This window comes from Saccharothrix sp. AJ9571 (genome assembly GCF_021725495.1).
Lineage (GTDB): Bacteria > Actinomycetota > Actinomycetes > Mycobacteriales > Pseudonocardiaceae > Amycolatopsis > Amycolatopsis magusensis.
Genome location: NZ_CP091382.1, coordinates 9,743,540 through 9,763,690, shown reverse-complemented (window position 1 = coordinate 9,763,690; position 20,151 = coordinate 9,743,540). Strand labels below are relative to the sequence as shown.

Sequence of the window (20,151 nt, the reverse complement as noted above, 5' to 3'; positions counted from 1 at the left end):
CTGTCGAGGGCCTGGACCAGCGAACAACACCGCACCACGGCCCCGGCCATCTGGAACATTCACTACAACTACCGTCGACCACACACTGCCGCTGGAGATCAGCCACCAGCATCTCGGCTCCACGCCGGCGTCACCAACGTCATGGCCTCATACACTCGGTGTGGGCGTGCCGGGGGGCATTGAACGGGCCGGAGGTGCGCGGCCGTGCGTGAACGGTGATGTTGTTGTGCTCCAGTGGTGCGGGTGATGTGGTTGGGTGGGCTCCGAGTGATCGGAGGTTGCCGTGGACGGTGGGGTGCTGGGCCCGGCTGATGTGCTGGCCGCGGCTGAGAGCGCACCGCCCGTGGAGTCGGTCGAGGTCGTCGCGCGCGACCTGGCGAAGCGGCTGGGTGCCTTCGACGTGTCGTTCCTGCTGGTCGACCTCATCGATGAACAGCTGGTCCGGCTGACCTCGACCGCGCAGGCCCCGGGGCGCGTCGATCTGCGCGGCAGCGCCTATGAAGAGGTGCTGCGCACCCAGCGATCGTGGCTGGAGCAGGACGACGACGGGGTGCGGGTGGTACTGCCGGTGACCAATCGCGGCGACTGCGTCGGCGTGCTGGAAGTGACCGTGCCCACCCTTGACGACGAGGTGCTGGCGCAGCTGGGGCAGGCCGCGCACGCGCTGGCCTACGTCATCGTCACCGACCGTCGCTTCACCGACGTCTACCACTCCGGCCGGCGCACCACCTCGATGAGCCTGGCCGCGGAGATCCAGCACCAGCTGCTGCCCTCGGCGTCCTGCTGCGAGGCGGCCCAGTTCACCGTCGCCGGCGCCCTGGTGCCCGCCGACGACATCGGCGGCGACACCTACGACTACGCCCTGGACCGCGACACCCTGCACCTGTCGATCACCGACGCCACTGGTCACGACGTGGCCTCGGCACTGACCGCGACCCTGCTGGTCGGTGCGCTGCGCGGGGCCCGCCGAGCCGGTCACGACCTGGCAGAACAGGCACGGCAGGCCAACCAGGCACTGCTCGACCACGGCGAGAAGTTATCGCTGGCGACCGGGCTGCTGCTGCGCGTGGATCTGCAAAGCGGGCGGGTCGAGCTGGTCAACGCCGGGCACCCCGCACCGCTGCTGCTGCGCGACGGTGTGGTGGAGCCGATCGAGCTCGAGATCGACCGGCTCTTCGGCGTCCAGCCGTACCAGTACCGGGTGCAACGGCTGGACCTGCGCCCCGGTGACCGGCTGGTGCTGCTCACCGACGGCATGTTCGAACGCGACGCCGCCAACGCCGACTTGCCCGCTCTGCTCCGCGAGACCGAGGAGCTGCACTCCAGAGAAGTGGTGCGGGCGGTGACCAGGGCGGTGAGGTACGCCTGCCGGAACCAGCTGCAGGACGACGCCACCGTGCTGTGCCTGGACTGGCACGGGACCTTCCGCACCGAACGCCAAGCCGACAATGGCGCCGACACGGACACCGCCTCGCCCGCCTAGTAGATTGTCGCGGCTATCCGCGGGGTAGAGGGCGATGGCGGGCCCGCACACGCGCGCCAGTGCGGACTGGCACGCCCAGCCGCGCCCCGATCCAATGCGGTCCGCGGCACATCGCAAGAACACCCCACCGATCAGCCGCAACCTCCGGCGCCACCGCGAGTGTGACGGTCACGGTCGGTACTACACGCAGGTTGACGGCGTCGAGTGCGGTGAAGACTGAGTGGGAAGAGCGGATGCCGCCCTCGCGGTGTGTCCTGTGCCGCGTGAGGCCCACATTCGGATAGAACGTTGCGCTTGCACTGCGTGCCTGTTGCGGGTGTACCACCGGTGCCCGGCGGTACCCCCCACGTTCTCAGTGTTGAAGTTGCCTGCCCACGTCGCGGTGCTGGGCTTGGTGAAGCTGGTCTTCGAGGGAGACGATGCGGCACGCCGCGTCGACGGCGGTGCCCTGATCGACCAGTTCCCGCACCCGCGCGGCGATGCGCAACTGGTGGCGGGAATAGCGGCGATGCCCGCCGGCGGAGCGCTGCGGTTCGATCACACCGGCTCCGTCCAGGCTGCGCAGGAAATTCTGGCTGGTGCCGAGCATGTCGGCGGCCCGCCCCATGGTGTAGGCCGGGTAGTGCTCGTCATCGAACTTGCCGGTCGCGACCGGGTCTTGTTGGTCAGGGATCATTCCACCTCCACATCACGAAGAACCCCGGGTGCCGACACGGCACCCGGGGTTCCAGGGGTCGAGAGTTCACCATTGTCAACCGGCCCGACGGCCGGTGAATTACACCCGCGGAGCCCAGCCGTGAGACCGGTTGTGCGGGGATCGCTGATTCGTAACCGAGAACCACCTGCCAATCCGATGGGACTGCGGTACCCGCGCGGCCCTGCTGCACAGCCGCGGCGGGCGATCCAATGATGCGCCCTTTCCCTTCTATCCTGTGTTTCTTCCTTACCTTGCACTGCTGTCGCGATCACCACCGGCCAGAACCCCTTACCGAGATCGGCCCCAGCACGCGTGGTGCCGCAGGCCCGGTGCGCCGGAGCCACAAAATCCTGCTCGGCTTCGGCACACCCGGCCGTATTCACTTCATACTGCGAACTTCACTGCATACTGCAAAACTGCAAACTTCACTTCGTACTGCGAACTTCACTGCATACTACGAGATACTGCGAACTACGGTATCGCCATCACTGCACTTCCACGGACGCTGTTGCTCCGTCCGCGTCTTGCACTACTTGACCGGGACCGGTACTTCCGTCTTCACTGCGTGGTCCACGGGTACTGCTCCCGGTCACGGCCGGAATCCCGATCCTGCCTGGGTTCCGCCTCGCGTGACCGTCCTGTCTCATATCGCGGGTAGTTACGTCCTCTCCCGCGCCACTTGACGTTGTCTCTCTCCGTACGAGCAGAACACTACACACACCCGGCGGCGAATGTCTACCCCGCCCGGCATAGATTTCCTCCGCAGCTGGAGGCCGAGTGTCTTATCCCCGAAGTCGCAGGTCAGGCGGGACCACGCGCCACCTGGCCGGATCACGAGAGGATCGCTGACATGAGCTAACCGGTGACGCTGGAGATCTGGATGACCGGCCCGGTCCGCTCCACCATCGCCGCTCTGCGAGCCGACTCATGGTGCTCGGCGGTCCTGGACCATCACCGGGACGAGATCCGAACCGAACTCGCTCTCGCCGGCACGCCGCCGGACCGCGCCACTCTCACCCTCTACCTGCACGTGCTCGGTCGCGCCCTGGATTACCTCGGCACGAACCTGCCGGGCGACGCCCTGCCGCTCGCCCCCGTCCACGGCACCGGCCTGGACTGGTTCACCATCCGCATCGCCGCCGCCTGCCAGCTCGCTCTTGACGAGGGACTCATCGCTTGAACCACGCCTGCCCAACCCCATCGGGGAACCTGCGATGGATCGGTGGGCTTCACTGACCGGTGTGCAGGTACAGGGCAGGCGCGGGGCCATGTCGGCCCGGCTGCCCTTCCGCCAGGACCGGCCCGCATCCCCACGGCGACCCCGCCAGGCCAGCCGCCGTATCGAATCAAACCTGGCTTCGGAATGTGTGGTGAGATGAACGGGAGTCGGTCGCCGATGCCCGCGAAGAAGCACGGTGGACCGTCAGCGGCGGTTGGGCGAGCGCGGCCGACAATGCGTCGCCCGCAGTGCCGAGCAGATCGAACTCGCGCAAGCCACTTTGGATCGAGCACGGCAGTGCCTGGCGCGCACCGAGAGGTACCTTCGGGCGAGTGCCTACCGGCAGCCCTCGAGCAGGCCGAGATCGACCGCGAAACCGCCACCACTGACAGGGCGAAGATCGTGCTCGGCGGAGCAGGTACCCCCAGGATCTCGCATACGCCAGGCACGGTTCCGCCAGCGTGCTACCGGCCCGCCCGAACACTCCCGGCACGGTCAGTGCGACCGCCACCACTGGACATCACGCCCACACTTCTCCGTCGACAGCCGAACTGATTCAAGCCGAGTCAAGCGTAGGCCGCTTCCGCATCAAGCTGAGTTATCCGGCTGCCGGAGACGTAGGAGATCGAGCAATACCGCGCCACGGGCCCAGGTCTACTGCGCCGTGCTGAGCGGGGAAGATGGTTTTAGAGTGGGGTACTAACCGTGTTCCTTGAGGAGACCAATGACCGAGTACCCCAGCCTGCTGCACACCGTGCTGGACACCACCGACCCGCGCGGGCTCGCTGAGTTCTACCGACAGTTGCTCGGTTTGGTGTATCGGCCAGGGGATGAACTGCCGTCGGCGAGCGGGTCGGACGAGCCGGATTGGTTGGTGCTCCGGGATTCGGCCGGGGTGAACAAGCTCGCGTTCCAACGGGTGGACCGGCTACCTCGGACGACGTGGCCCGAGCACACCATCCCCATGCAGTCGCACCTCGATTTGACGGTTCCGACGCTGGCTGAGTTGCAACGTCAACGGGGTAGAGCGGAGTCATTGGGCGCCGAGTTGCTGTTCGACCGGCATGAGGATCCTGAGGAACCATTGTATGTGTTCGCCGATCCGGCAGGCCACCCTTTCTGCATCTTTGTCGCCTGACCGAATCCGTATCGGACCAGAGCCCTCGGCGCCGCTGGCGTCCACCGGATTGCTTGCCATCGTGGTGTGGTCCTGCGGTCAGCCAGGGGGAGTGGCCGAGGTAGGTGAGGACGGCGAGGAGCCGTCGGTTGGCGGTGTCGTGCGCCTGAACCCCGAGTTTGTCCGCGGCGGTCGGCTGTTTCGCGCCGCCGACCTCTGCGCCGCCTGACGAACCCCAGCACCGCACCGGCGCGCCCGCCGCTCGCGCAGGTTCGCGGACGACCGAATCGGGACAGGCCACCGGAGCAGCCCGCCATCACTGACGAAGCCGACTGGCGGCTCCGACCGAACAGCGGAAGCGAACTTGCCCGCCAGGCCGGCGATGGCCTTGGCGGTGCTGGTGGAGATCATGTCGACTGCGGCGGATCGGGCCCAACGAGGATCCTGCTGCGGATTGTTCAGGCCAGGCTGGTCGTCGGTGTGGCTGTGGATTGTGGTCATCAGTCCACGCGGACACCGGCGCCGCTCGGGGCGAACGGCATGGTCAGGTGGGTTCTGGACGATGCCGCGGCTCCGTTGAGGCCTGCCGGTGACCCTAGGCGGGCGGGTGCGCGGGCTTAGCAGATCCCCGACGTCGCCGGTCAGCTGCGCGTTAGCCCTAACGGTCCTACCCGATGGTGCGAAGGGAGTAAGATCAAGCAATGCGGGGGCAATCCGGTTTGACATCGGCTGACGACGGGGAACCTTCCACCACGAAACATTCGCCTGAAGTTATGTAGGGATCGCTGGGAAGGGTGAGTGGAATGTCGTCGTTCAAGGTCAGACCGTCGAAACCCGCTGCCATCTTGGGCGCGATTTTCGGCGTGGCTGTCATTCTCTTCGTTGTCCTTGGCGGAATCGGCAAAGGTGGACCGTTCATCTGGCTCTGGGTAGCCGGTGGCCTCGCCATTATCGGATTCAACCTGTGGGCGGCTTTCGGCAAGCGTGGGGCGACCGAAGTGGTCGAATACGAGAAGCGGTGATGGGCCGTGGTCGGACTGCAGCTAGGACGGAAGCTGGGGCATAAATTCCGGTCTCCCCGCGCCGCGCGACTCGACCGTGAGCGGTCGGCCAGGTTGGATTCCTGGGCCGCCAGGCATCGCTGGTGGGTCATGCTCGCCGCGGCAGTCGTGTACGCCGGCGTTGCGTGGTACATCGCGGTGAGGCGCGACGGGGCGACCACGGGCGAAATCGTCTTCTGGGAACTGGTGGTGGTCCCGGTCGGACTCGTCAGTACGTGGTTCACCCTCAACCGGATCAGGCGCCGGGGCGGTACCGCCGGGTCCGCAGAGTCCGGCAGCGGTGCCGACGGGGGCACCTGAGCCACGGTGCGGCAGCCGGAGATTTCGATGCCAAGACTCCTCAGCCGGTAGGTGCCACCGCCCGGGTCACGTCCGACCCAGTTGTACAACGTCACGTCGTTGCACCACGAATGGTAATGAGTGACGAAGTCGCGTTTTCCATTTCGAAGCCGACCGAGTTGATGCCGTAGTCACAGGGCCCGTCCTGCCCGGCTTGAGCTTCTTGAGCGTGGTCACGTAGTATTTGCCCGGCGCGGTATCGGGCTGTGGCGCGGCTGAGGCGCTGCCCGAGCTGATCAGGCTGGTGACGCTGACCAGTCCGGCGACGATGGTCGCCCTTTTCTTGCTGCTATCTCATGAAGAAAATTCCTACGCGCTGGAATCTGATCGGTACTTCTGTGCACATCGCTGAATGGGTAATTCTTTGATTGCCGGGTCAGCGACGGAAGATGTTGAAGGAGGCCGTTCGATCATTGAACTGCGGCAGCGAATTCCAGCTGCTAGCCTGCCAGCCGGGCTGGGAAATGTAAGCCGAGCCCGCTGAAGGGTCCCGGTAGGAATTTTGGAACAGGGTGAGGCTGTTGCACCAGTTATCGATCAGGATGGAGGACGTCTTGTGGTGCATGACGGCGCCGACCCAGTCGATGCCGTAGCCGGAGGCGTCACAAGGCCCGTCGTCGCCCTGATAGATCTCCCAGTTGCCGCCCAGGTCGTTGTGTTCGTGCAGGAAGGCAAGTGCGATACCGGAGCTCTTGGCCATCTCGAAAGTGGCCGAATCGTCGCTGCACCGTCGGGAGGTGACCTTGGAGGTGGCCTCGCCTGGTTGGAGTTTCTTCAGCGTGGTCACGCAATATTTGCCCGTTGCGGCATCGGGCTGTGGCGCGGCTGAGGCGCTTCCCGAGCCGATCAGGCTGGCGACGCTGACCAGTCCGGCAACGATGGCCGCCCTTTTCTTGTGTCCAGTTTTCACGATAGGACGATTGCATGGGGCGCGATTTGCTGTCGAGCCCTTTCAGGGCAGCCTGAAACGGCGTCCCACACCGCCCGTGGACAGCAGATGCTGCATGCATCCGGAGTGGCATCCCCGGCCTGCTCCGCCAAGGTCCAGCAATTCTTGCGCGGCAAAATCCGACAACAACCCCAGCACCAACGCCCACGCCCGCCAACGCGGCTCCATCCGCCCGAACCGGCCCACCGCCCAAGCCGTCACCCCGTCAAAAATCTCCCGCCACCGGCCAGTGTCTACGCTGGGCTCCCGGGGCCGCCACGCGCACACATCCACCGCCGTGTATAACGATCTATTCGACCGTGCTTTGCCGAACCTCTCAGCAGTGAACGAATATGGTTCCCCCGGAGGCCGCGGGGTACACATAGGTGTTCCCCCGGGCCAGCGCAGATCGGCCATCATGGCCTACCGTGTCGCCACCACCGACCCGCGGCACGCGCTCGCGGACGCCTGCGCCGCTCTCTTGCCCGGCGACGACCCGGCGCTGCTGACCCGCTGCGCGCGCTGTTCCCGCTGGCGGCGTTCTGGGGGCTACGCCGACCGGTGGGCATGACTGCCCCGTCTTCCGGAATTGGGAGGCCAGATCGTGCCGGACAACCAGGTGCTCGACTTTCCGCTAAATACGATTGACCGGGGCGGACTCATGGGCGATGATGAATACACACAGCGAACGAAGGAGCAGCCATGACGACCATGCGGGAGCGAGGGACGCGACGCCAGTATCCGGCCGCTGCGATCGCTTTCGCGTGTACGTCGAACGATGACCACCAGAAGCCCTTGTCTTGGCAAGAAGAGAGCCTTCTGGGCGACGCGGGCTCCCCACCATGACGTAGATCTCGTCATGTCGAGGGAGCCGCCCATCGGGAAACCGATCCGGGCGGCTTTCTCTATTTAGAGTACCCGAAACGATTAATTTCTATCGGCGAGCTAGCGGTAGCGCGGCGGTCTCCAAAACCGTCTGCCGGGGGTTCGACTCCCTCCGCCGGTGCGTCGCGCCGCCCATTCACGTTGGGCCGGTGCAGTTCATTGACATCTACACAGCGGAGCAAGACATTTCCCCAGGCTCGTCCCCGTCGCCGCACCGGTGGCCAGGGCGAGCACCGGGCCCGGCCGCCGCAGCGCGGCCGGGCCCACCGGTGAAGATGGGCTGTCGGAGCCCCACCCGGCCGTAAACCGGGCGTCCTCGTGACACAGGGGGTTCGACTCCCTCCTTCACCACCCCAGCCCCCGTAGCTCAGCGGAGAGAGAGCAGCGGCCTTCTAAGCCGATGGGCGCAGGTTCGAGTCCTGCTGGGGGCACCAGCGTCGGCGGCCGAGGCAGGCCCGGCGCGATCGTGCGGTCGTGGTGAACTCGGCGGACACGTCGGTCTTCCAAACCGAAGCAGAGGGTTCGATGCCCTCCGGCCGCTCGCATGGCGCGTTCGTCTATGGGAAGGACACCGGGTTTTCACCCCGGGCGGCGCGGGTTCGAATCCCGTACGCGCTACCTCGCGGACCACCGGGCATCGGCTTCGGCGCCAACGGTCCGCCTCACCCCTGTAGCTCAGCAGGACAGAGCGTCGCACTACGAATGCGAAGGCCCCAGGTTCGAGTCCTGGCAGGGGTACTGGCCGGCGCGCGAATCGCCGGAGTCCCAATGCTCACGTGGCCCAGCGGCGAGGGCACCGCACTGTCCATGCGGGGATCGCGGGTTCGAGTCCCGTCGTGAGCGCTCAAGGTCGGCACGTGCCGATCGCACCGGATGCGAGGGGCACTGGCGACCCCACCTGATTTGGGATCAGGAGTCACCGCGTTCGACTCGCGGGCATCCGACCACGGCCCATCCAAGCGGCTTGGCCGCTGGACATCGGTCGAATGGCGCGTTGGTCCAGTTGGCACGGATTCCCGGTTCTCGCCCGGGAGACACGGGTTCGAATCCCGTACGCGCTACGCGAGGGGTCCCGGCTCGTCACCGGGTCCCGAGGGTGGCCCGCTCGGGGTGGAGGGCTCGCCTTCGGGCGTGGTGCTCCAGCTCCGATGACGACTTTCCCGCACGGTTCTTTGGCTCAGCAGGCAGAGCACCGGAGTGAAGTCCCGGTGGTCAGGCTCGAGTCCCTGGGGAGCCACCACGCATATCTCGACGACCACCGCGGCGCAAGCGCCGTGTACTAGCCCAACGGCAGAGGCATCTGGCCGAGGACCAGTCCAGTCGGGGGTTCGATTCCCCGGGGCCCCACGCGATACGACTCGCCGCACAAGCTCACCCGGCCGAGCGCCCGTCTCGTAAACGGGAGGCACTGGGTTCGACTCCCAGGTGCGGCTCCACCGCCCCGTCCGGCTCGCCCGGGCGCGGACGACGCCCCTGTAGCCCACCGGAAGAGGCACCGCGTTCAGAACGCGGCCAGTCCAGGTTCGAATCCTGGTGGGGCACGCACATTCCCGGTTGGTGTAGCTGGCAGCACGCCGGACTTTGGATCCGTGAGCCCAGGTTCGATCCCTGGACCGGGAGCCAGCTGCACCCCCGATGCCCGTTGGTCCAGATGGCACGACACCGCGCTCTGATCGCGGAAAGCGAGGTTCGAATCCTCGGCGGGCAGCGCAAGCCCCTGTGGCGGAACAGGCAGACGCACGCGGCTCAAACCCGCGCGCCCGCGCTGGCGGGCATGCAGGTTCGACTCCTGCCGGGGGCACCACCACGTTCATTCCCTCGAGGCGCAACAGGCTGCGCACCCGACTGTTGATCGGGAGGCACCAGGTTCGACTCCTGGTGGGACGACTGTGGCCGACGCCGAAGTAGACGAGGCCCCGGGTTGTGACCCCGGGTGAAGCCGGTGCGAGTCCGGTCGGCCACCCCAATTCCACCACGGGGCATCCCGTGGCGGCACCGCGCGCGGTTCGGCAGCCAGCGGGGCCTCATAAGCCCTGCCGACGTGGATCGACACCACGGCGCGCGACCCCGGCCTGGCGTTCGCGCCAGTGCCTGTTCGGCCCACTTCACGACGGTCGTGACGCGGCCTGCAAAGCCGTGGTGATCACCGGGTTCGACTCCCGGGTGGGTCTCCGCCGATGTCCAGCTCCGCTGTGCAGATCCGGACGTGCCTCCGCTCGGCGGCTGCGCGCAGCCGCAGCCGACCGCGCGCCCGGGCCCGCAACCCCGCTTCGCGGAACGGGTTGCGCACCCGGCGACGCCGGTCAGCGCGGGGACGCGCATCCGCCCGAGCCGGGCGGCACAGACACCTGGGCTCCGCCACCTCGTCCCTTTCCCGGCCGGACCTCCGGCTGCTGCTGGCGCGAGGTCGCCACCGAGGAGTGCCAGCGCTGGGGTGATGAGGTCCTCGCCTGGGCGGAGGAAATCCCGAACGGGTTGCTGCGGTGGTATGCCAAGGATGAGACCTGCGTCGAGAAGAGCATCGACCGCCTCGCCGCGCACTCGGATGGAGCGCTGGTCGAGCAGGTCGGGGTGGGGCGGCCTTCCCGGCGGTGATCACCGGGAAGGCCGTTCTCGAGACTATTCGGGGAGGTCGTAGGCAGCGCTCACGGACTCCCAGCCGCCCGGGCAGAAGGCCGTCCCGGGGTTGCCCGGCTGGTGCCAGTCGCTGAAGAAGGTCAGCCAGTCACCGCTGGTCGACTTGCACCGGACACCCACCCGGAACGCGATGTCGTGGCAGTTGCCCCCGGCCCGGTCGGCGAGCCTCCAGATGGGATCGCAGTTCGCCATCGCCTGGATCGAGGACGCCGCGCTGGTGGTGGTCGTGGTGGTGGCGGAGGCGGTGCCCGCGCCCAGAGCGGCCAGTGCGCCGGCGGCGGGCAGCACGGCCAGCGCGAACAGGGACTTCTTCATTGTTCTCCCTTGACTTTCGAATGGACCTCGAAAGTTAGAAACCGTCTCTGTCACGGTGCTGTCACCAAGACGCGAACAGGGCCTCGCGGGTGAGCGAGCCCACTGCTGGAGCGCACGCGGGCGTCGGCGACGAAGTGGTGGCCGGACGTGACCGAAGCCGATGGGAGGGATGGCCGACCGAGGGAGAGGCCGCTGAGCACCATGCTGCCGCCGTGTAAGTCCGACCCCGGTCGATTCAAGGCGGCAGGTGAAGGGACAGTGCTGGGCGGAATGTGCCCGTGTCGCGCAGTTGCCAGAGCCTGAGATCAATCAGGTGCCCTCGCTACGCGAAAAGTCCGACCTTGAAGAACGTAGCTCTACGGGTGCCCGCCGAAGGCCTCGAGCATCACGATCGAGCCGGTGAACGTTCCCCGCTCGCCCGGTGCCCGACTAGCCGGCGTCGCGGACGAGTAGCGCGATTTGTACCCGGTTGGTCAGTCCGAGTTTGGTGAGTGACCGGCTGATGCGGGCCTTGACCGTGGTTTCGGTCATGCCGAGTTCCCTGGCGATCTCCGCGTTGGCCAGCCCCCGGGCCACCGTCCGGGCGACCTCTCGTTCGCGCTCGGTGAGAGCGGCCAGGCGTTCCTTGGCGGCGCGGGTGTCTGGGGAATGCTTGTCGGCGAAGGTGTCGATGACCCGCTTGGTGACGGTGGGCGAGAGCACCGCGCTTCCGTCCGAGTGGACGGTAGCGCTCCATAGCGTTACGGCACTGTGTTGTCGGGCCTATGTGGAGGATCGATCGATGAGGACCTCACGCGGCCGGAAGATGGCCGCTGCCGCAGGTGCTGCCGTGGGCATCTCCGTATTATTGGTGGACACGGACGCTCCGTCCGCGACAGCGGTCGGTGGCTCGGAGGTCGCGGCGAGCGGAACCCGCGGCGAATGTGCAGCCGACTCGCCGCCGAACCAGTTGCCGACCGACTTCGACGGTTCCCGGTTGCTGATGCTCAGCGACGCGGACATGGCCGCGTCGGCGTTCATGGACGGCAAACTCAAGCCGGGCGATCGGGAGGTGAGAGGCGACACGGACGCGCTGACCGTCCTCGGTCTGCCCCCTGCAGGTCGGGGTGCCGAGGCAGCCGCACCCGGACGAGGACGGGATCGTCGCGGGAGAACCCGCGTGGAGAACTCCGTGGTCGGCCCGCCGTACGGATCAGCGTCTCTCCGGACGGCACCAGGGCTTATGTGCTGCGCACCCGCGGGGTGACCGAGGTCGGCAACGTGTGATCCGCGACGGCCGGTGGTGGTTCGGCAAACCGTCGTCGGCTCGCACGCACACACGCTGAGACTGAGCCCCGACGGGCGGTTCCTCGCCATCAACACTGACGAGGCGAACCGCAACATCATCACCCGGGCTGTCACTCCGAACGGGAACGTCGGCGCAGAATTGGCGGCTTTCAGCGCTTCGATGTTGACGCGTACCCCCGTGACACCACGCCACCCCCCCAGATAGCAGTGACAGCATAACTGCCCAACGCCAACCCGTGGCCACTTGCTCACGTTCAGCACGCGAGGAAGGCTGGAGGATTGATGCACGATTTCCGATCCGGTTTGTGGGTGGCCGGAACCTGACAAACCGCTCAGCACTACAGGGGGTCGGCGGAGACTGAGGTGCGACTGCAACGCATCTTCGGTCTCGGGGGTACGAGATGACGACACCTTCCGGCGAGGGCACCGACGGCGGCTCATCGGGCGCGCCGCCCACACCTGAAGCCCCGGCACCGGAGAAATCGTCGGGGGATACGTCGGCCGCGGCGCCGGAGAGCAGTTCGGCGCCGGGCAAGCCCGCCGAAGACTCCGCGGATGAGGCACCGGCACCGGAATCCACGTCGGAACCGACGCCACCTTCCGACGCCGCCGGTGCCAGCGGGGACACGACAGCGAACCAGGATCCGCCTGGTGATCCCGCTGGCGACGACGCCCAAGAACGCGGGCCTGGGGGCGCGGAGCAGCCTGGACAGGCCGCGCCCGCCGATGGGAGCGAAGAGGATGTTCCGGGGACCACGCCCGGCGCGGACATGAAGGAGGTGAACAACGAGGACACGCGCCCACGCCCTGGCGACGACGACTTCATCGGACCCGTCGCGCCAGAAGATCAGCGGAACGATTCCACGGCGGGGTCTCTGCAGCCCCTGATCGAGCAGCTGCAGGGTACGAAGCGCGATTCTGAGGTAGCGCATTCCGAGGGCGACCGCGGCAGCCGCGATGTAGTCGACTCCTGGCTGGACCCGAACCAGGACCCAGCGCGCGACAGGACCGGCCGAACGCTCGATGAGACGAAAGGCGTCGGCGATTCCGCTGACGCGCTGGGGCAACAAGTCGGCCGCAGTCAAGAGCAGATCGACGCGGCCTTGCGAGAGATCGAAAAGAGCGATCAGGATGCGGGATCGGTCGATCTCCTCCGCCCGCTTCTCGGTGCCGGGGAAAGCGAAGTCGTGGATCAGCGTACTCAGGACATGGCTGCGGCCGAACGCGAACGGATCGCCAACCTGACAGCGGAGCAGATCAGGAACGATCCTGCCTGGGACCAGTGGGAAGCTCCGCCCGCGGACACCGTGGATGTGTCCGGCCTGATCACGGGTTCGTCCACCGCGGCAGCGGCCGGCGCCGACACGGTCAATGGGGTGAGGGCCGACCTCTCCAAGATGGCGGCACCAGACCTGATGGCCAGAGGCGACTTACTGGATGCTCGCGCCAACATCGTGGACTGGATGTTCGATGGCCGCTATGACAAATGGAGCCAAGCGACAAAAGCCGAGGCCGCGGCGCTCCTGGATGCGGCCGCCGAACACCAGAGCCGGGCGGAGATCGGGAAATCTCTTTCGCACGGGTTGAAAGTGGGCGGGGTGGTAGGTGCGCCTTTCGCTGTCGCTGGCGCTGTCAACGATTACTACAACGGCGGCGAGTCGGCTCCGCAGGCCATCGTCTCCAACGGGGTCGGACTTGGCACCTCGGTCGCGACTGGGGCGGCCGTCGGTGCCGCGGTCGGAAGTTTTATCCCCGTACCCATTGTCGGCACGGCGGTCGGCGCCGGTGTCGGGGCTCTTGCCGGGACAGTGGCGGGGGCATTCACGTCGGGAATGGTGGATTCTTTCTTCGAGAACGGCTTCGACGTAGGGCGCGCCGCCGAAAACGGGTGGACTGACATCGTTTCCGCCGGAGAGGCGCTCTGGGGCGGCGCAAAATGGCTGACAGGCAACGAGTAGGGAAGCATCGATCCGGAACTGACGCTTACACGTGAGGAGAGTCAGAAAATGAACGACACCGAGTTTCCGCCGGTGGTCTACCTGCCGTGCGAAGCTCATGTGCAGGATCCCGCCGACGCGGTTGTCGAACTGCGTCGCACGAACGACAGTCGTATGGCGCTCATGGCGTACTCCGCGCTCGACAGGCTCAAGTCCTGCTGTGGTGAGCAGCAGCCGTGGCTGTTGCTGCCGACGAAGATGCTGGAGCGAATTCAGCGAGTACAACCGTTCGAGTTGGTTCTCCTCGATGTCGTCATCCCGCCGGAACTCCGCACCACGCCCCCACGGAAAGTGACCGAGAGCGGAACAACGGTCCGGCACACCACTGCTTGAGCTGAGGAGGCGACATGACCCGGTACGACATGGATCCCGACGGAGTCAGCCACGGCATCAACCGGTTTCGGGCCGTGGGCGAGACGTTCGGCTCGGCGTGGCAAAGCCGTCGGGAGGCGCTCGCCGCCGGTGCGTCCGGACTTGGCGACGACGTGATGACACAAGCGTTCCTTTCGCGGTACCTGCCGATCGCCGAACGTCTGATGTCTCGCGCCGATGGCCTGTCCGACTCATACCGCACCACATGTGACGACATGCAGTGCTGCGTCGACGATTACCTGGCCGCGAACGCCGAGGGCACGAGCACCATCCGCGGTCTCACCGGAGCGGACGAACCGCCCGGTGAAACCAGTGTCCGGTAGCTGCCGTTCTCGCTCACTCCGACCGTCGGCATTCCATCGTGGGAACGAGAATTCCCACGGTGGCGGCAGGATGCTGCCGCCCAATCCACAAAGGCCCGGAGGACGACGCGGATGACGACGAACCTCGTCAGAGTGACCATCGACGCACCGGCCCGGCGGATCGACGTGGCGCTGCCGGAGCGCGCCTCGGTGGCCGAGGTCCTGCCAGGCCTCCTGCGCCGCGCCGGGGAAAACCTCGCCGACGACGGGGTGACCGACGGTGGCTGGCTGCTGCGCAAGACCGACGGCACCGCACTCGACCTCGCCACGTCCCTCGGCACCTGCGGCATCCGCGACGGCGAGGTACTGCACCTGGTGTCCCGCCGCCTGCACTGGCCCGAGCTGGAGTACGACGACCTCGCCGACACCATCGCGCAGGGCGCCGGGCGGGCCGGCCGGCTGTGGGGGCCGGTGCACACCCGTGCCGCGGGCCTGCTCACCGGAGCGTTCGCGGCCGCCCTCGCGTTGCTGGCGGTGGTCAGGGCCGGGCCGCCATGGGCGACGGCGGCGTGGGTCGCCTTCTGCTGCTGCGCGGCCCTGCTCGTCGCCGGGACCGCGCTGGCCCGCGCGCTGGGCGACGCGGGCGCCGGTGCGGTCGTCGCCGCGCTGGGGTTGCCGTTCGCTTTCGCCGGCGGCGGGCTGCTGCTCGGCGGTGGCCCGCAGGTCGCGGGGTTCGGCGCGCCGCACCTGCTCACCGCGTGCTCGGCGCTGGTGGTGGCCTCCGCGCTGGGGTACGCCGGCGTGGTCGAACGCGCCGAACTGTTCATCGGGGGCGTCACCGCGGGCCTGCTGGGTGGGCTCGCGGCCTGGCTGGCCAGCCTGGACGCCTTGGACGGAGTGGACGGCGCCGCGGTCGCGGCCGTGGTGGTGCTGCTGTTCTCGCCGCTGCTCGGCCCGCTGGCCACCCGGCTGGGCCGGGTGCCGATGCCGGTGCTCCCGCGCAGCACCGCCGACCTCGTGCGGGACGATCCGCAGCCGCCGCGGCACGCGGTGTACGCCGCGGTGCTGCGAGCCGACCAGCTGCTCACCGGCGCGATCGGCGGTACGGCCATGGTCGCCGTGCTGGGCCAGTTCGTGATGGCCAGGCAGGCGAGCACCTCGGTCGTCGTGCTGCTCTGTGTGCTGTCGGTGGGCTTCTGCCTGCGTGCCCGGCTCTACCCGGCCCTGCGGCACCGGGCTCCGTTGCTGCTCGCGGGCGTGACGAGCGCGGGTGCGCTGGCCATCGGCCCGGTGATGGCCGGATCGGGCGGTCTGCTCGCGGTGACCACTCCCGTCCTGCTCGCCGTGGCCGGTCTGGCGATCCTGACCGGCCTCGGTCACAGCAAGCGGTTGCCGAGCCCGTTCTTCGGCAGGTTCGCCGAGTTGCTGGAAATCGGGATCGTGCTGGCGTGCATGCCGGTGCTGTGCGCGGTACTGGGCCTGTACGGGTTCGTGCGCGGGCTGGGGGGCTGAGGCGATGGCGTCCAAACGCGACCTGCTGCAGGCGCACCAGTTCCTGGCTCAGCGGGTGATCTCGGCACTGGTGACGCGTGAGCCGGACCCGGAACAACCGCCGTTCCGCCGTCCCGGCGGCGCCGCGGTGGGCAGTATCGTCATCGGTGTGCTGGCCCTGGTGGGGTTCTGGGTGTACGGGCTGGTCAACCCGGGCGGGAACACGTCGTGGCGGGAAAAGCCCTCGGTGATCGTGGCGCAGGAATCCGGGGCGCGTTATGTCTACCTCGGCGGCGTGCTGCACCCGGTGACGAACTACGCCTCGGCGCTGCTCGCACTCGGCGAGCATGCCGAGACGGTCTCGGTGTCCAGTGATTCGCTGGCGGGTGTCCCGCGCGGGCCGTGGATCGGGATTCCGGACGCGCCGGACGAGCTGCCTGCCCCGGACAAGCTGCTCACCGGTGGCTGGAGTCTCTGCTCGCGGCCGGTACCCGACCCGAGCGGGTCCACTGTGGACGAATCGCTGCTACTGGTGGGCACCGGCGCGCCCGGCGGCAGGCCGGTGGCCGGCGCGGCGGTGCTCGCCGAGGTGCCTGCCAGCGGGGAGACCTACTTGATCGCCAATGGCTACCGGCACCGCGTCCAGCAGCCGGACATCGTGTCGGCGGGGCTCGCGTTGAGCGCCGAGCCGAGGACTCGGGCCGGGATGCCGCTGGTGGACATCCTGCCCGCGGGCGCGCCGATCGAGCCCATCCGCCCGGCCGGCGCCGGCTCGCCGTCCACGGCCGTGCCGAGCGTGGCCAGCCTGCGGGTGGGCCAGTTGCTCGTCGTGCAAACCTCCGGCGGGCGGGAACACTACCTGGCCGAGGCGGACCGGCTCCGGCCGATTTCCCCGCTGCAATACGACATCCAGCGCGCTGATCCGGAAACCGGGCGAGCTTACGACGGCGGCCAGCCGGTGGATGTTCCGCTCGGCCCGGCCGCGGCCGCCGCGGCTCCCAAGGCGCCCCCTGCGCCGGCCGGCCCAGGTGCGGCGCCCGCGGTGCGGCCCCGGTTCGCCGGTGGGGGCACGCTCTGCGCGACCTACGAGTCCGCCGCGGCGGTTCCGGTGCTGCACGTCGATTCCCCGGTGCCCGGCACCGCGACGACGGCCACGCCGCGCCGGGGTGCGCACGGGATGCCGATGGCCGACCGCGTCCATGTCGAGCCGGGCCGGGCGATGCTGGTCGAGGTGATGCCGAGCGCGGGGGCGCACGCCGGCACCCTCGTACTGGTCACCGACCAGGGCCGGGCGTATCCGCTGGCGAGCCGCGAGGTGCTGAACATCCTCGGCTACGGCGACGCGGAACCCATCCGGCTGCCCGCCGGCCTCGTCGACAGGGTGCCGCTGGGTAGCGGCCTCGACCCGGCCGCGGTGCTGGCACCCTGAACCGGTGGGTCAGCGTTCCGCCGGTGGTGGCGGCACCACGAACATCTCGTCCGGCAGGTCATCGCGCGGGGGCTCGGCGGGTGGAAGGACAGCGCGCCGGGATCGCCAGCCACTGCGGCGCCCCCGGGTCAGCACGAGGGCTGTCGTCGCGCCGAGGGCGGCCAGCGCGCCGGTGAGGATCGCGATGGTCCATGCCGTCGAGGTGCTGTCGTCCCACCATTCGGCGAGGCGCACCTCTGCGGGATCGGGCACGGGACGCCGCACGGCGGGCACGGCGGCCGGGCCGGCTGTCACGAGGGTGTCGGTCAGCGCCCGGTACGGGTTGACCAGCCCGGCCCCGTAGGCGGCGCTGTCCCGGCCGCCCGGCGCCGGGCTCGTGGTGGCGAGGATCCGCTGCACGACTTCCGGGGCGGACAGCTCCGGCCCGGCCGCGCGCACCAGTGCCGCGGTCGCCGACACGAACGGCGCCGCGAAGCTGGTGCCGTCCCGGTACTGGTGCCCGCCCGCCCGCGCGGCGCTGAGCACCCCCGCCCCCGGGGCCACGAGATCCACTTGCGGCCCGATCTGCGAACTCGGCAGGCGGGTCCCGGTCATGTCCACCGCACCGACCCCGAGCACGCCGTCGTAGCCGGCGGGATAGCTCGCCGGGCCGGGCGCGGCGCCCTCCTGGGCGTTGCCCGCGGCAGCGACCACGACCACGTCCTTTTCCACCGCGTGCCGGATCGCGTCGCGTACGTAGCCGTTGTCGAGTCCACCCGCGACGGAAAGATTGATGACGTCGGCACCCTGGTCGACCGCGTACCAGATGCCCCTGGCGAGCACCACGGGGTCGATGGACTGGGTGGCGCCGTCGGTCGTGTCGCTCTCGCTGATCCGGACCGGCAGGATCGTGGCGTCCGGCGCCAGACCGGTGAACCCGATGCCGGGGGTGGGTGCCGCCGCGATGATGCCGGCGATCCCGGTGCCGTGTGAGACACAGTCGAAGCTGCCGGGGAGATCGCCGACGAGGAAGAAATCCTGACCGGGCTGGACCTTTCCGGGCTGCCGCAGCTGCGGATGGTCGGTGTCCACCCCGGAGTCGATCACGGCGACCACCACGCCGGCGCCGGTGCCGTGCTCGTGCACGGTCTTCGTGTCCAGCGTCCGCTGTGCCCAGGGCACCTCGGTGACAGTGGGGCTCGCCGGGGCAGGGTCGCCACAAGCACCCGGCGGCGGTGCCGCCGTCGCCACGCCGGGATGGACGACCAGGGCGGCGGCGACCACGGCCGCCGCCGCCAGCCTGCTACCGGTCATGACGCTAGGCCGGCGCTTCCCGGCCGTCGGTACCGGTCAGGCGGTTGACCGCGCCGGTTCCCTGGGCGTCCGCCGCGCGGTAGTCCGCCACGCAGCCCATCGCGTCGTCGCACAACCTGCCGTATGCGGCGGGGATGCCGTCGGCCTTCGCCGTCAGTTTTTCGGCGAGCGGAAGATATTTCTCCAGGAACGCCTGGGCGAGGGTGTCACCACCGATGCCTGCCTGCCCGGCCTGGATGGCCTGCTTGTGCGTCTCCCACGCGCCGCCGAAGTCCTCGCCGACAGCGCGCAGCTGGTTGATGCCGCGGCTCACGGCATCCGGGTCCATGTCGTAGTCCGCCATCAGAACTCTCCCTTGATCTTCCGGTCGAGCTGGTGCAGGAAGGGGCCGGTGTGCACATCGGTGTCTTCGAGCTTCGCAGCGGGCGGCAGGTACTGGCGGGTGATCTCGAACAGCCGCTCCTGCGACTGCGCGACCGCGTCCTTGATCGTGTCCACAATGGAGGCGGCGAGCGCCTTCGAGTCGTGCGTCCGGTAGATCCTGGGATCGAGGTACAGCTCGCTCAGTTCGCCGCGGCCGGCCACCGTGGCGCTGACGAGGCCGTCGGGCGAGTCGGCGGACGCCTCGATGCCGGCGATCTTTTCCCTGATTTCGAGCAGGTCGTCGCGCAGGCGTTCGTAGTCCGCCTTCCGCGCGGCCGGGTCGATCATCGGCTTCACCATGGGTCCTCCCTGGACTTTCCGTTCGCCATCGGGGTTTTCTCGCCGGGCGAGCCCGACCGGGTGTGCCGGGGGGCCTGCGGCCCGGCGGCCGGCTGCTCGTCCTGCTCCACGCTCCCGGCCGTCAGGTGGACGGTGGCGAGGAACTGCTGGAAGTCACCCACCAAGGCCCCGGCCTGCTGCCTGGTCGTGGTCAGCACGAACCGCAGCACCGCGCGCACGCTGCCGCCGCCGACATCGAGCATCGCGAGGAACGCCTGGCATTGCACGACCTCCTGGGTGCCCGCCTCGGCGCCGCCGAGAAGCAGGATCTGCGCGAGCCCCGGCGAGTCGGGCGCGCCGACCTCCGTCCGGCTCAGCACGTCGACGCGCGCGCCGGGCTCGATCAGCGCGGCGACGGCCTCGTCGGCGATCTCGGGCAGGCCCGCGCCGTCCGGACGGAACTCGCCTGCCGACGTGATGGTCGCGGCCCGCTCGGGTCGCACGGCGACCACCGTGCCCGCGGATGACTCGGCCTCCTGCGGCCGCGGGGCCCGCCAGCCGGGTGGCATCGTGAACTCGATGGGAAAAGACATGTTC

At 68.5% G+C, this 20,151-nt stretch carries 20 protein-coding genes, 17 tRNA genes and 1 pseudogene; 28 read left to right on the top strand and 10 right to left on the bottom strand.

The window, feature by feature from the left end; all coding sequences use genetic code 11:
- Positions 1 to 3: 3 nt before the first annotated feature.
- Positions 4 to 183, top strand: a pseudogene (locus tag L3Q67_RS44450) (hypothetical protein); the annotation flags it as partial.
- A gap of 100 nt (positions 184 to 283) precedes the next feature.
- Positions 284 to 1,483, top strand: coding sequence for a PP2C family protein-serine/threonine phosphatase (locus tag L3Q67_RS44445; RefSeq protein ID WP_499187387.1), 1,200 nt, complete (start codon positions 284 to 286; stop codon positions 1,481 to 1,483).
- Between the two features lie 352 nt (positions 1,484 to 1,835).
- Here the strand turns inward: L3Q67_RS44445 and L3Q67_RS44440 are convergent, their stop codons facing one another.
- Complete coding sequence (locus L3Q67_RS44440; protein WP_499187386.1) at positions 1,836 to 2,159, bottom strand: helix-turn-helix domain-containing protein; 324 nt, start codon at positions 2,157 to 2,159, stop codon at positions 1,836 to 1,838.
- 883 nt (positions 2,160 to 3,042) lie between these two features.
- Here L3Q67_RS44440 and L3Q67_RS44435 point away from each other — a divergent pair.
- Positions 3,043 to 3,360 (top strand): DUF6401 family natural product biosynthesis protein, encoded by a 318-nt coding sequence (locus L3Q67_RS44435; protein WP_499187385.1) that lies wholly within the window; start codon positions 3,043 to 3,045, stop codon positions 3,358 to 3,360.
- A gap of 763 nt (positions 3,361 to 4,123) precedes the next feature.
- On the top strand, positions 4,124 to 4,537 hold the full coding sequence (locus L3Q67_RS44430) for a VOC family protein (protein ID WP_499187384.1): 414 nt from the start codon (positions 4,124 to 4,126) through the stop codon (positions 4,535 to 4,537).
- A gap of 78 nt (positions 4,538 to 4,615) precedes the next feature.
- Here L3Q67_RS44430 and L3Q67_RS44425 read toward each other — a convergent pair whose 3' ends face one another.
- Positions 4,616 to 5,017: a hypothetical protein gene (locus L3Q67_RS44425; protein WP_499187383.1), complete on the bottom strand. Its 402-nt coding sequence runs from the start codon at positions 5,015 to 5,017 to the stop codon at positions 4,616 to 4,618.
- A 302-nt stretch (positions 5,018 to 5,319) separates the two neighbouring features.
- Here L3Q67_RS44425 and L3Q67_RS44420 point away from each other — a divergent pair, with 302 nt between their 5' ends.
- The gene (locus L3Q67_RS44420; RefSeq protein ID WP_499187382.1) at positions 5,320 to 5,538 is read left to right on the top strand and encodes a hypothetical protein; all 219 of its coding nucleotides are present in this window, start codon (positions 5,320 to 5,322) and stop codon (positions 5,536 to 5,538) included.
- A 754-nt stretch (positions 5,539 to 6,292) separates the two neighbouring features.
- Here the strand turns inward: L3Q67_RS44420 and L3Q67_RS44415 are convergent.
- The gene (locus L3Q67_RS44415; RefSeq protein WP_499187381.1) at positions 6,293 to 6,826 is read right to left on the bottom strand and encodes a hypothetical protein; all 534 of its coding nucleotides are present in this window, start codon (positions 6,824 to 6,826) and stop codon (positions 6,293 to 6,295) included.
- Between the two features lie 436 nt (positions 6,827 to 7,262).
- On the opposite strand from L3Q67_RS44415, the gene L3Q67_RS44410 reads away from it, so the two are divergent.
- The 18 genes from L3Q67_RS44410 (at position 7,263) to L3Q67_RS44325 (ending at position 9,695) form a co-directional block, all read left to right on the top strand.
- On the top strand, positions 7,263 to 7,415 hold the full coding sequence (locus L3Q67_RS44410) for a hypothetical protein (RefSeq protein ID WP_499187380.1): 153 nt from the start codon (positions 7,263 to 7,265) through the stop codon (positions 7,413 to 7,415).
- Between the two features lie 365 nt (positions 7,416 to 7,780).
- Positions 7,781 to 7,850, top strand: a tRNA-Trp gene (locus L3Q67_RS44405).
- 147 nt (positions 7,851 to 7,997) lie between these two features.
- Positions 7,998 to 8,080: transfer RNA gene (locus L3Q67_RS44400), tRNA-Tyr, on the top strand.
- A 5-nt stretch (positions 8,081 to 8,085) separates the two neighbouring features.
- A tRNA-Arg gene (locus L3Q67_RS44395) sits at positions 8,086 to 8,163 on the top strand.
- A gap of 34 nt (positions 8,164 to 8,197) precedes the next feature.
- Positions 8,198 to 8,270, top strand: a tRNA-Gly gene (locus L3Q67_RS44390).
- A gap of 5 nt (positions 8,271 to 8,275) precedes the next feature.
- Positions 8,276 to 8,347 (top strand) — tRNA-Glu (locus L3Q67_RS44385).
- Between the two features lie 46 nt (positions 8,348 to 8,393).
- A tRNA-Arg gene (locus L3Q67_RS44380) sits at positions 8,394 to 8,467 on the top strand.
- A 32-nt stretch (positions 8,468 to 8,499) separates the two neighbouring features.
- Positions 8,500 to 8,572: transfer RNA gene (locus L3Q67_RS44375), tRNA-Asp, on the top strand.
- 27 nt (positions 8,573 to 8,599) lie between these two features.
- A tRNA-Pro gene (locus L3Q67_RS44370) sits at positions 8,600 to 8,676 on the top strand.
- Between the two features lie 41 nt (positions 8,677 to 8,717).
- A tRNA-Glu gene (locus L3Q67_RS44365) sits at positions 8,718 to 8,790 on the top strand.
- A gap of 218 nt (positions 8,791 to 9,008) precedes the next feature.
- A tRNA-Leu gene (locus L3Q67_RS44360) sits at positions 9,009 to 9,076 on the top strand.
- A 13-nt stretch (positions 9,077 to 9,089) separates the two neighbouring features.
- Positions 9,090 to 9,165 (top strand) — tRNA-Thr (locus L3Q67_RS44355).
- Between the two features lie 32 nt (positions 9,166 to 9,197).
- A tRNA-Leu gene (locus tag L3Q67_RS44350) sits at positions 9,198 to 9,271 on the top strand.
- A 6-nt stretch (positions 9,272 to 9,277) separates the two neighbouring features.
- Positions 9,278 to 9,352 (top strand) — tRNA-Gln (locus tag L3Q67_RS44345).
- A 13-nt stretch (positions 9,353 to 9,365) separates the two neighbouring features.
- A tRNA-Gln gene (locus L3Q67_RS44340) sits at positions 9,366 to 9,437 on the top strand.
- Positions 9,438 to 9,442: 5 nt separating this feature from the next.
- A tRNA-Leu gene (locus L3Q67_RS44335) sits at positions 9,443 to 9,533 on the top strand.
- A gap of 16 nt (positions 9,534 to 9,549) precedes the next feature.
- Positions 9,550 to 9,613: transfer RNA gene (locus L3Q67_RS44330), tRNA-Asn, on the top strand.
- 5 nt (positions 9,614 to 9,618) lie between these two features.
- Positions 9,619 to 9,695, top strand: a tRNA-His gene (locus tag L3Q67_RS44325).
- A 653-nt stretch (positions 9,696 to 10,348) separates the two neighbouring features.
- Here L3Q67_RS44325 and L3Q67_RS44320 read toward each other — a convergent pair.
- From L3Q67_RS44320 to L3Q67_RS44310, 3 genes are all read right to left on the bottom strand, one after another.
- Entirely contained in the window at positions 10,349 to 10,681 is a 333-nt protein-coding gene (locus L3Q67_RS44320; RefSeq protein ID WP_499187379.1) for a hypothetical protein, read from the bottom strand.
- A gap of 429 nt (positions 10,682 to 11,110) precedes the next feature.
- Positions 11,111 to 11,383: a response regulator transcription factor gene (locus L3Q67_RS44315; RefSeq protein WP_499187378.1), complete on the bottom strand. Its 273-nt coding sequence runs from the start codon at positions 11,381 to 11,383 to the stop codon at positions 11,111 to 11,113.
- 60 nt (positions 11,384 to 11,443) lie between these two features.
- On the bottom strand, positions 11,444 to 11,701 hold the full coding sequence (locus L3Q67_RS44310) for a hypothetical protein (RefSeq protein WP_499187377.1): 258 nt from the start codon (positions 11,699 to 11,701) through the stop codon (positions 11,444 to 11,446).
- Positions 11,702 to 12,369: 668 nt separating this feature from the next.
- Between L3Q67_RS44310 and L3Q67_RS44305 the strand changes: the two genes are divergently transcribed.
- From L3Q67_RS44305 to eccB, 5 genes are all read left to right on the top strand, one after another.
- Positions 12,370 to 13,926 (top strand): ICP22 family protein, encoded by a 1,557-nt coding sequence (locus L3Q67_RS44305; RefSeq protein WP_499187376.1) that lies wholly within the window; start codon positions 12,370 to 12,372, stop codon positions 13,924 to 13,926.
- Between the two features lie 48 nt (positions 13,927 to 13,974).
- Positions 13,975 to 14,298, top strand: a complete 324-nt coding sequence (locus tag L3Q67_RS44300; RefSeq protein ID WP_499187375.1) for an SAV_915 family protein — start codon at positions 13,975 to 13,977, stop codon at positions 14,296 to 14,298.
- 14 nt (positions 14,299 to 14,312) lie between these two features.
- Positions 14,313 to 14,660, top strand: a complete 348-nt coding sequence (locus tag L3Q67_RS44295) for a hypothetical protein (RefSeq protein WP_499187374.1) — start codon at positions 14,313 to 14,315, stop codon at positions 14,658 to 14,660.
- Positions 14,661 to 14,771: 111 nt separating this feature from the next.
- Positions 14,772 to 16,151 carry a ubiquitin family protein gene (gene eccD, locus L3Q67_RS44290; RefSeq protein WP_499187373.1) on the top strand — a complete coding sequence of 460 codons (1,380 nt, stop codon included), beginning with the start codon at positions 14,772 to 14,774 and terminating at the stop codon, positions 16,149 to 16,151.
- Positions 16,152 to 16,155: 4 nt separating this feature from the next.
- Complete coding sequence (gene eccB, locus L3Q67_RS44285; protein ID WP_499187372.1) at positions 16,156 to 17,559, top strand: type VII secretion protein EccB; 1,404 nt, start codon at positions 16,156 to 16,158, stop codon at positions 17,557 to 17,559.
- A 9-nt stretch (positions 17,560 to 17,568) separates the two neighbouring features.
- Here the strand turns inward: eccB and mycP are convergent, their stop codons facing one another.
- The 4 genes from mycP to L3Q67_RS44265 are packed head-to-tail and all read right to left on the bottom strand — an operon-like array spanning position 17,569 to position 20,147.
- Positions 17,569 to 18,852, bottom strand: a complete 1,284-nt coding sequence (gene mycP / locus L3Q67_RS44280) for a type VII secretion-associated serine protease mycosin (protein WP_499187371.1) — start codon at positions 18,850 to 18,852, stop codon at positions 17,569 to 17,571.
- A 4-nt stretch (positions 18,853 to 18,856) separates the two neighbouring features.
- Positions 18,857 to 19,195 carry a hypothetical protein gene (locus L3Q67_RS44275; RefSeq protein ID WP_499187370.1) on the bottom strand — a complete coding sequence of 113 codons (339 nt, stop codon included), beginning with the start codon at positions 19,193 to 19,195 and terminating at the stop codon, positions 18,857 to 18,859.
- A complete protein-coding gene (locus L3Q67_RS44270; RefSeq protein WP_499187369.1) occupies positions 19,195 to 19,575 on the bottom strand; it encodes a YbaB/EbfC family nucleoid-associated protein in 381 nt (126 codons plus the stop codon). Before L3Q67_RS44270 ends, L3Q67_RS44275 begins: the two co-directional genes overlap by 1 nt.
- Entirely contained in the window at positions 19,569 to 20,147 is a 579-nt protein-coding gene (locus tag L3Q67_RS44265) for a hypothetical protein (RefSeq protein WP_499187368.1), read from the bottom strand. Before L3Q67_RS44265 ends, L3Q67_RS44270 begins: the two co-directional genes overlap by 7 nt.
- Positions 20,148 to 20,151: the final 4 nt, after the last annotated feature.

Bases quoted from the DNA above. Each gene is read 5' to 3' on its own strand.
- L3Q67_RS44420 (WP_499187382.1), top strand. From the start codon at position 5,320: ATGTCGTCGTTCAAGGTCAGACCGTCGAAACCCGCTGCCATCTTGGGC.
- eccD (WP_499187373.1), top strand. From the start codon at position 14,772: ATGACGACGAACCTCGTCAGAGTGACCATCGACGCACCGGCCCGGCGG.
- L3Q67_RS44310 (WP_499187377.1), bottom strand. From the start codon at position 11,701: ATGAACGCCGACGCGGCCATGTCCGCGTCGCTGAGCATCAGCAACCGG.
- L3Q67_RS44320 (WP_499187379.1), bottom strand. From the start codon at position 10,681: ATGAAGAAGTCCCTGTTCGCGCTGGCCGTGCTGCCCGCCGCCGGCGCA.
- L3Q67_RS44430 (WP_499187384.1), top strand. From the start codon at position 4,124: ATGACCGAGTACCCCAGCCTGCTGCACACCGTGCTGGACACCACCGAC.
- L3Q67_RS44410 (WP_499187380.1), top strand. From the start codon at position 7,263: ATGGCCTACCGTGTCGCCACCACCGACCCGCGGCACGCGCTCGCGGAC.
- L3Q67_RS44305 (WP_499187376.1), top strand. From the start codon at position 12,370: ATGACGACACCTTCCGGCGAGGGCACCGACGGCGGCTCATCGGGCGCG.
- L3Q67_RS44265 (WP_499187368.1), bottom strand. From the start codon at position 20,147: ATGTCTTTTCCCATCGAGTTCACGATGCCACCCGGCTGGCGGGCCCCG.
- eccB (WP_499187372.1), top strand. From the start codon at position 16,156: ATGGCGTCCAAACGCGACCTGCTGCAGGCGCACCAGTTCCTGGCTCAG.
- L3Q67_RS44275 (WP_499187370.1), bottom strand. From the start codon at position 19,195: ATGGCGGACTACGACATGGACCCGGATGCCGTGAGCCGCGGCATCAAC.
- L3Q67_RS44300 (WP_499187375.1), top strand. From the start codon at position 13,975: ATGAACGACACCGAGTTTCCGCCGGTGGTCTACCTGCCGTGCGAAGCT.
- L3Q67_RS44295 (WP_499187374.1), top strand. From the start codon at position 14,313: ATGACCCGGTACGACATGGATCCCGACGGAGTCAGCCACGGCATCAAC.
- L3Q67_RS44440 (WP_499187386.1), bottom strand. From the start codon at position 2,159: ATGATCCCTGACCAACAAGACCCGGTCGCGACCGGCAAGTTCGATGAC.
- L3Q67_RS44425 (WP_499187383.1), bottom strand. From the start codon at position 5,017: ATGACCACAATCCACAGCCACACCGACGACCAGCCTGGCCTGAACAAT.
- mycP (WP_499187371.1), bottom strand. From the start codon at position 18,852: ATGACCGGTAGCAGGCTGGCGGCGGCGGCCGTGGTCGCCGCCGCCCTG.
- L3Q67_RS44270 (WP_499187369.1), bottom strand. From the start codon at position 19,575: ATGGTGAAGCCGATGATCGACCCGGCCGCGCGGAAGGCGGACTACGAA.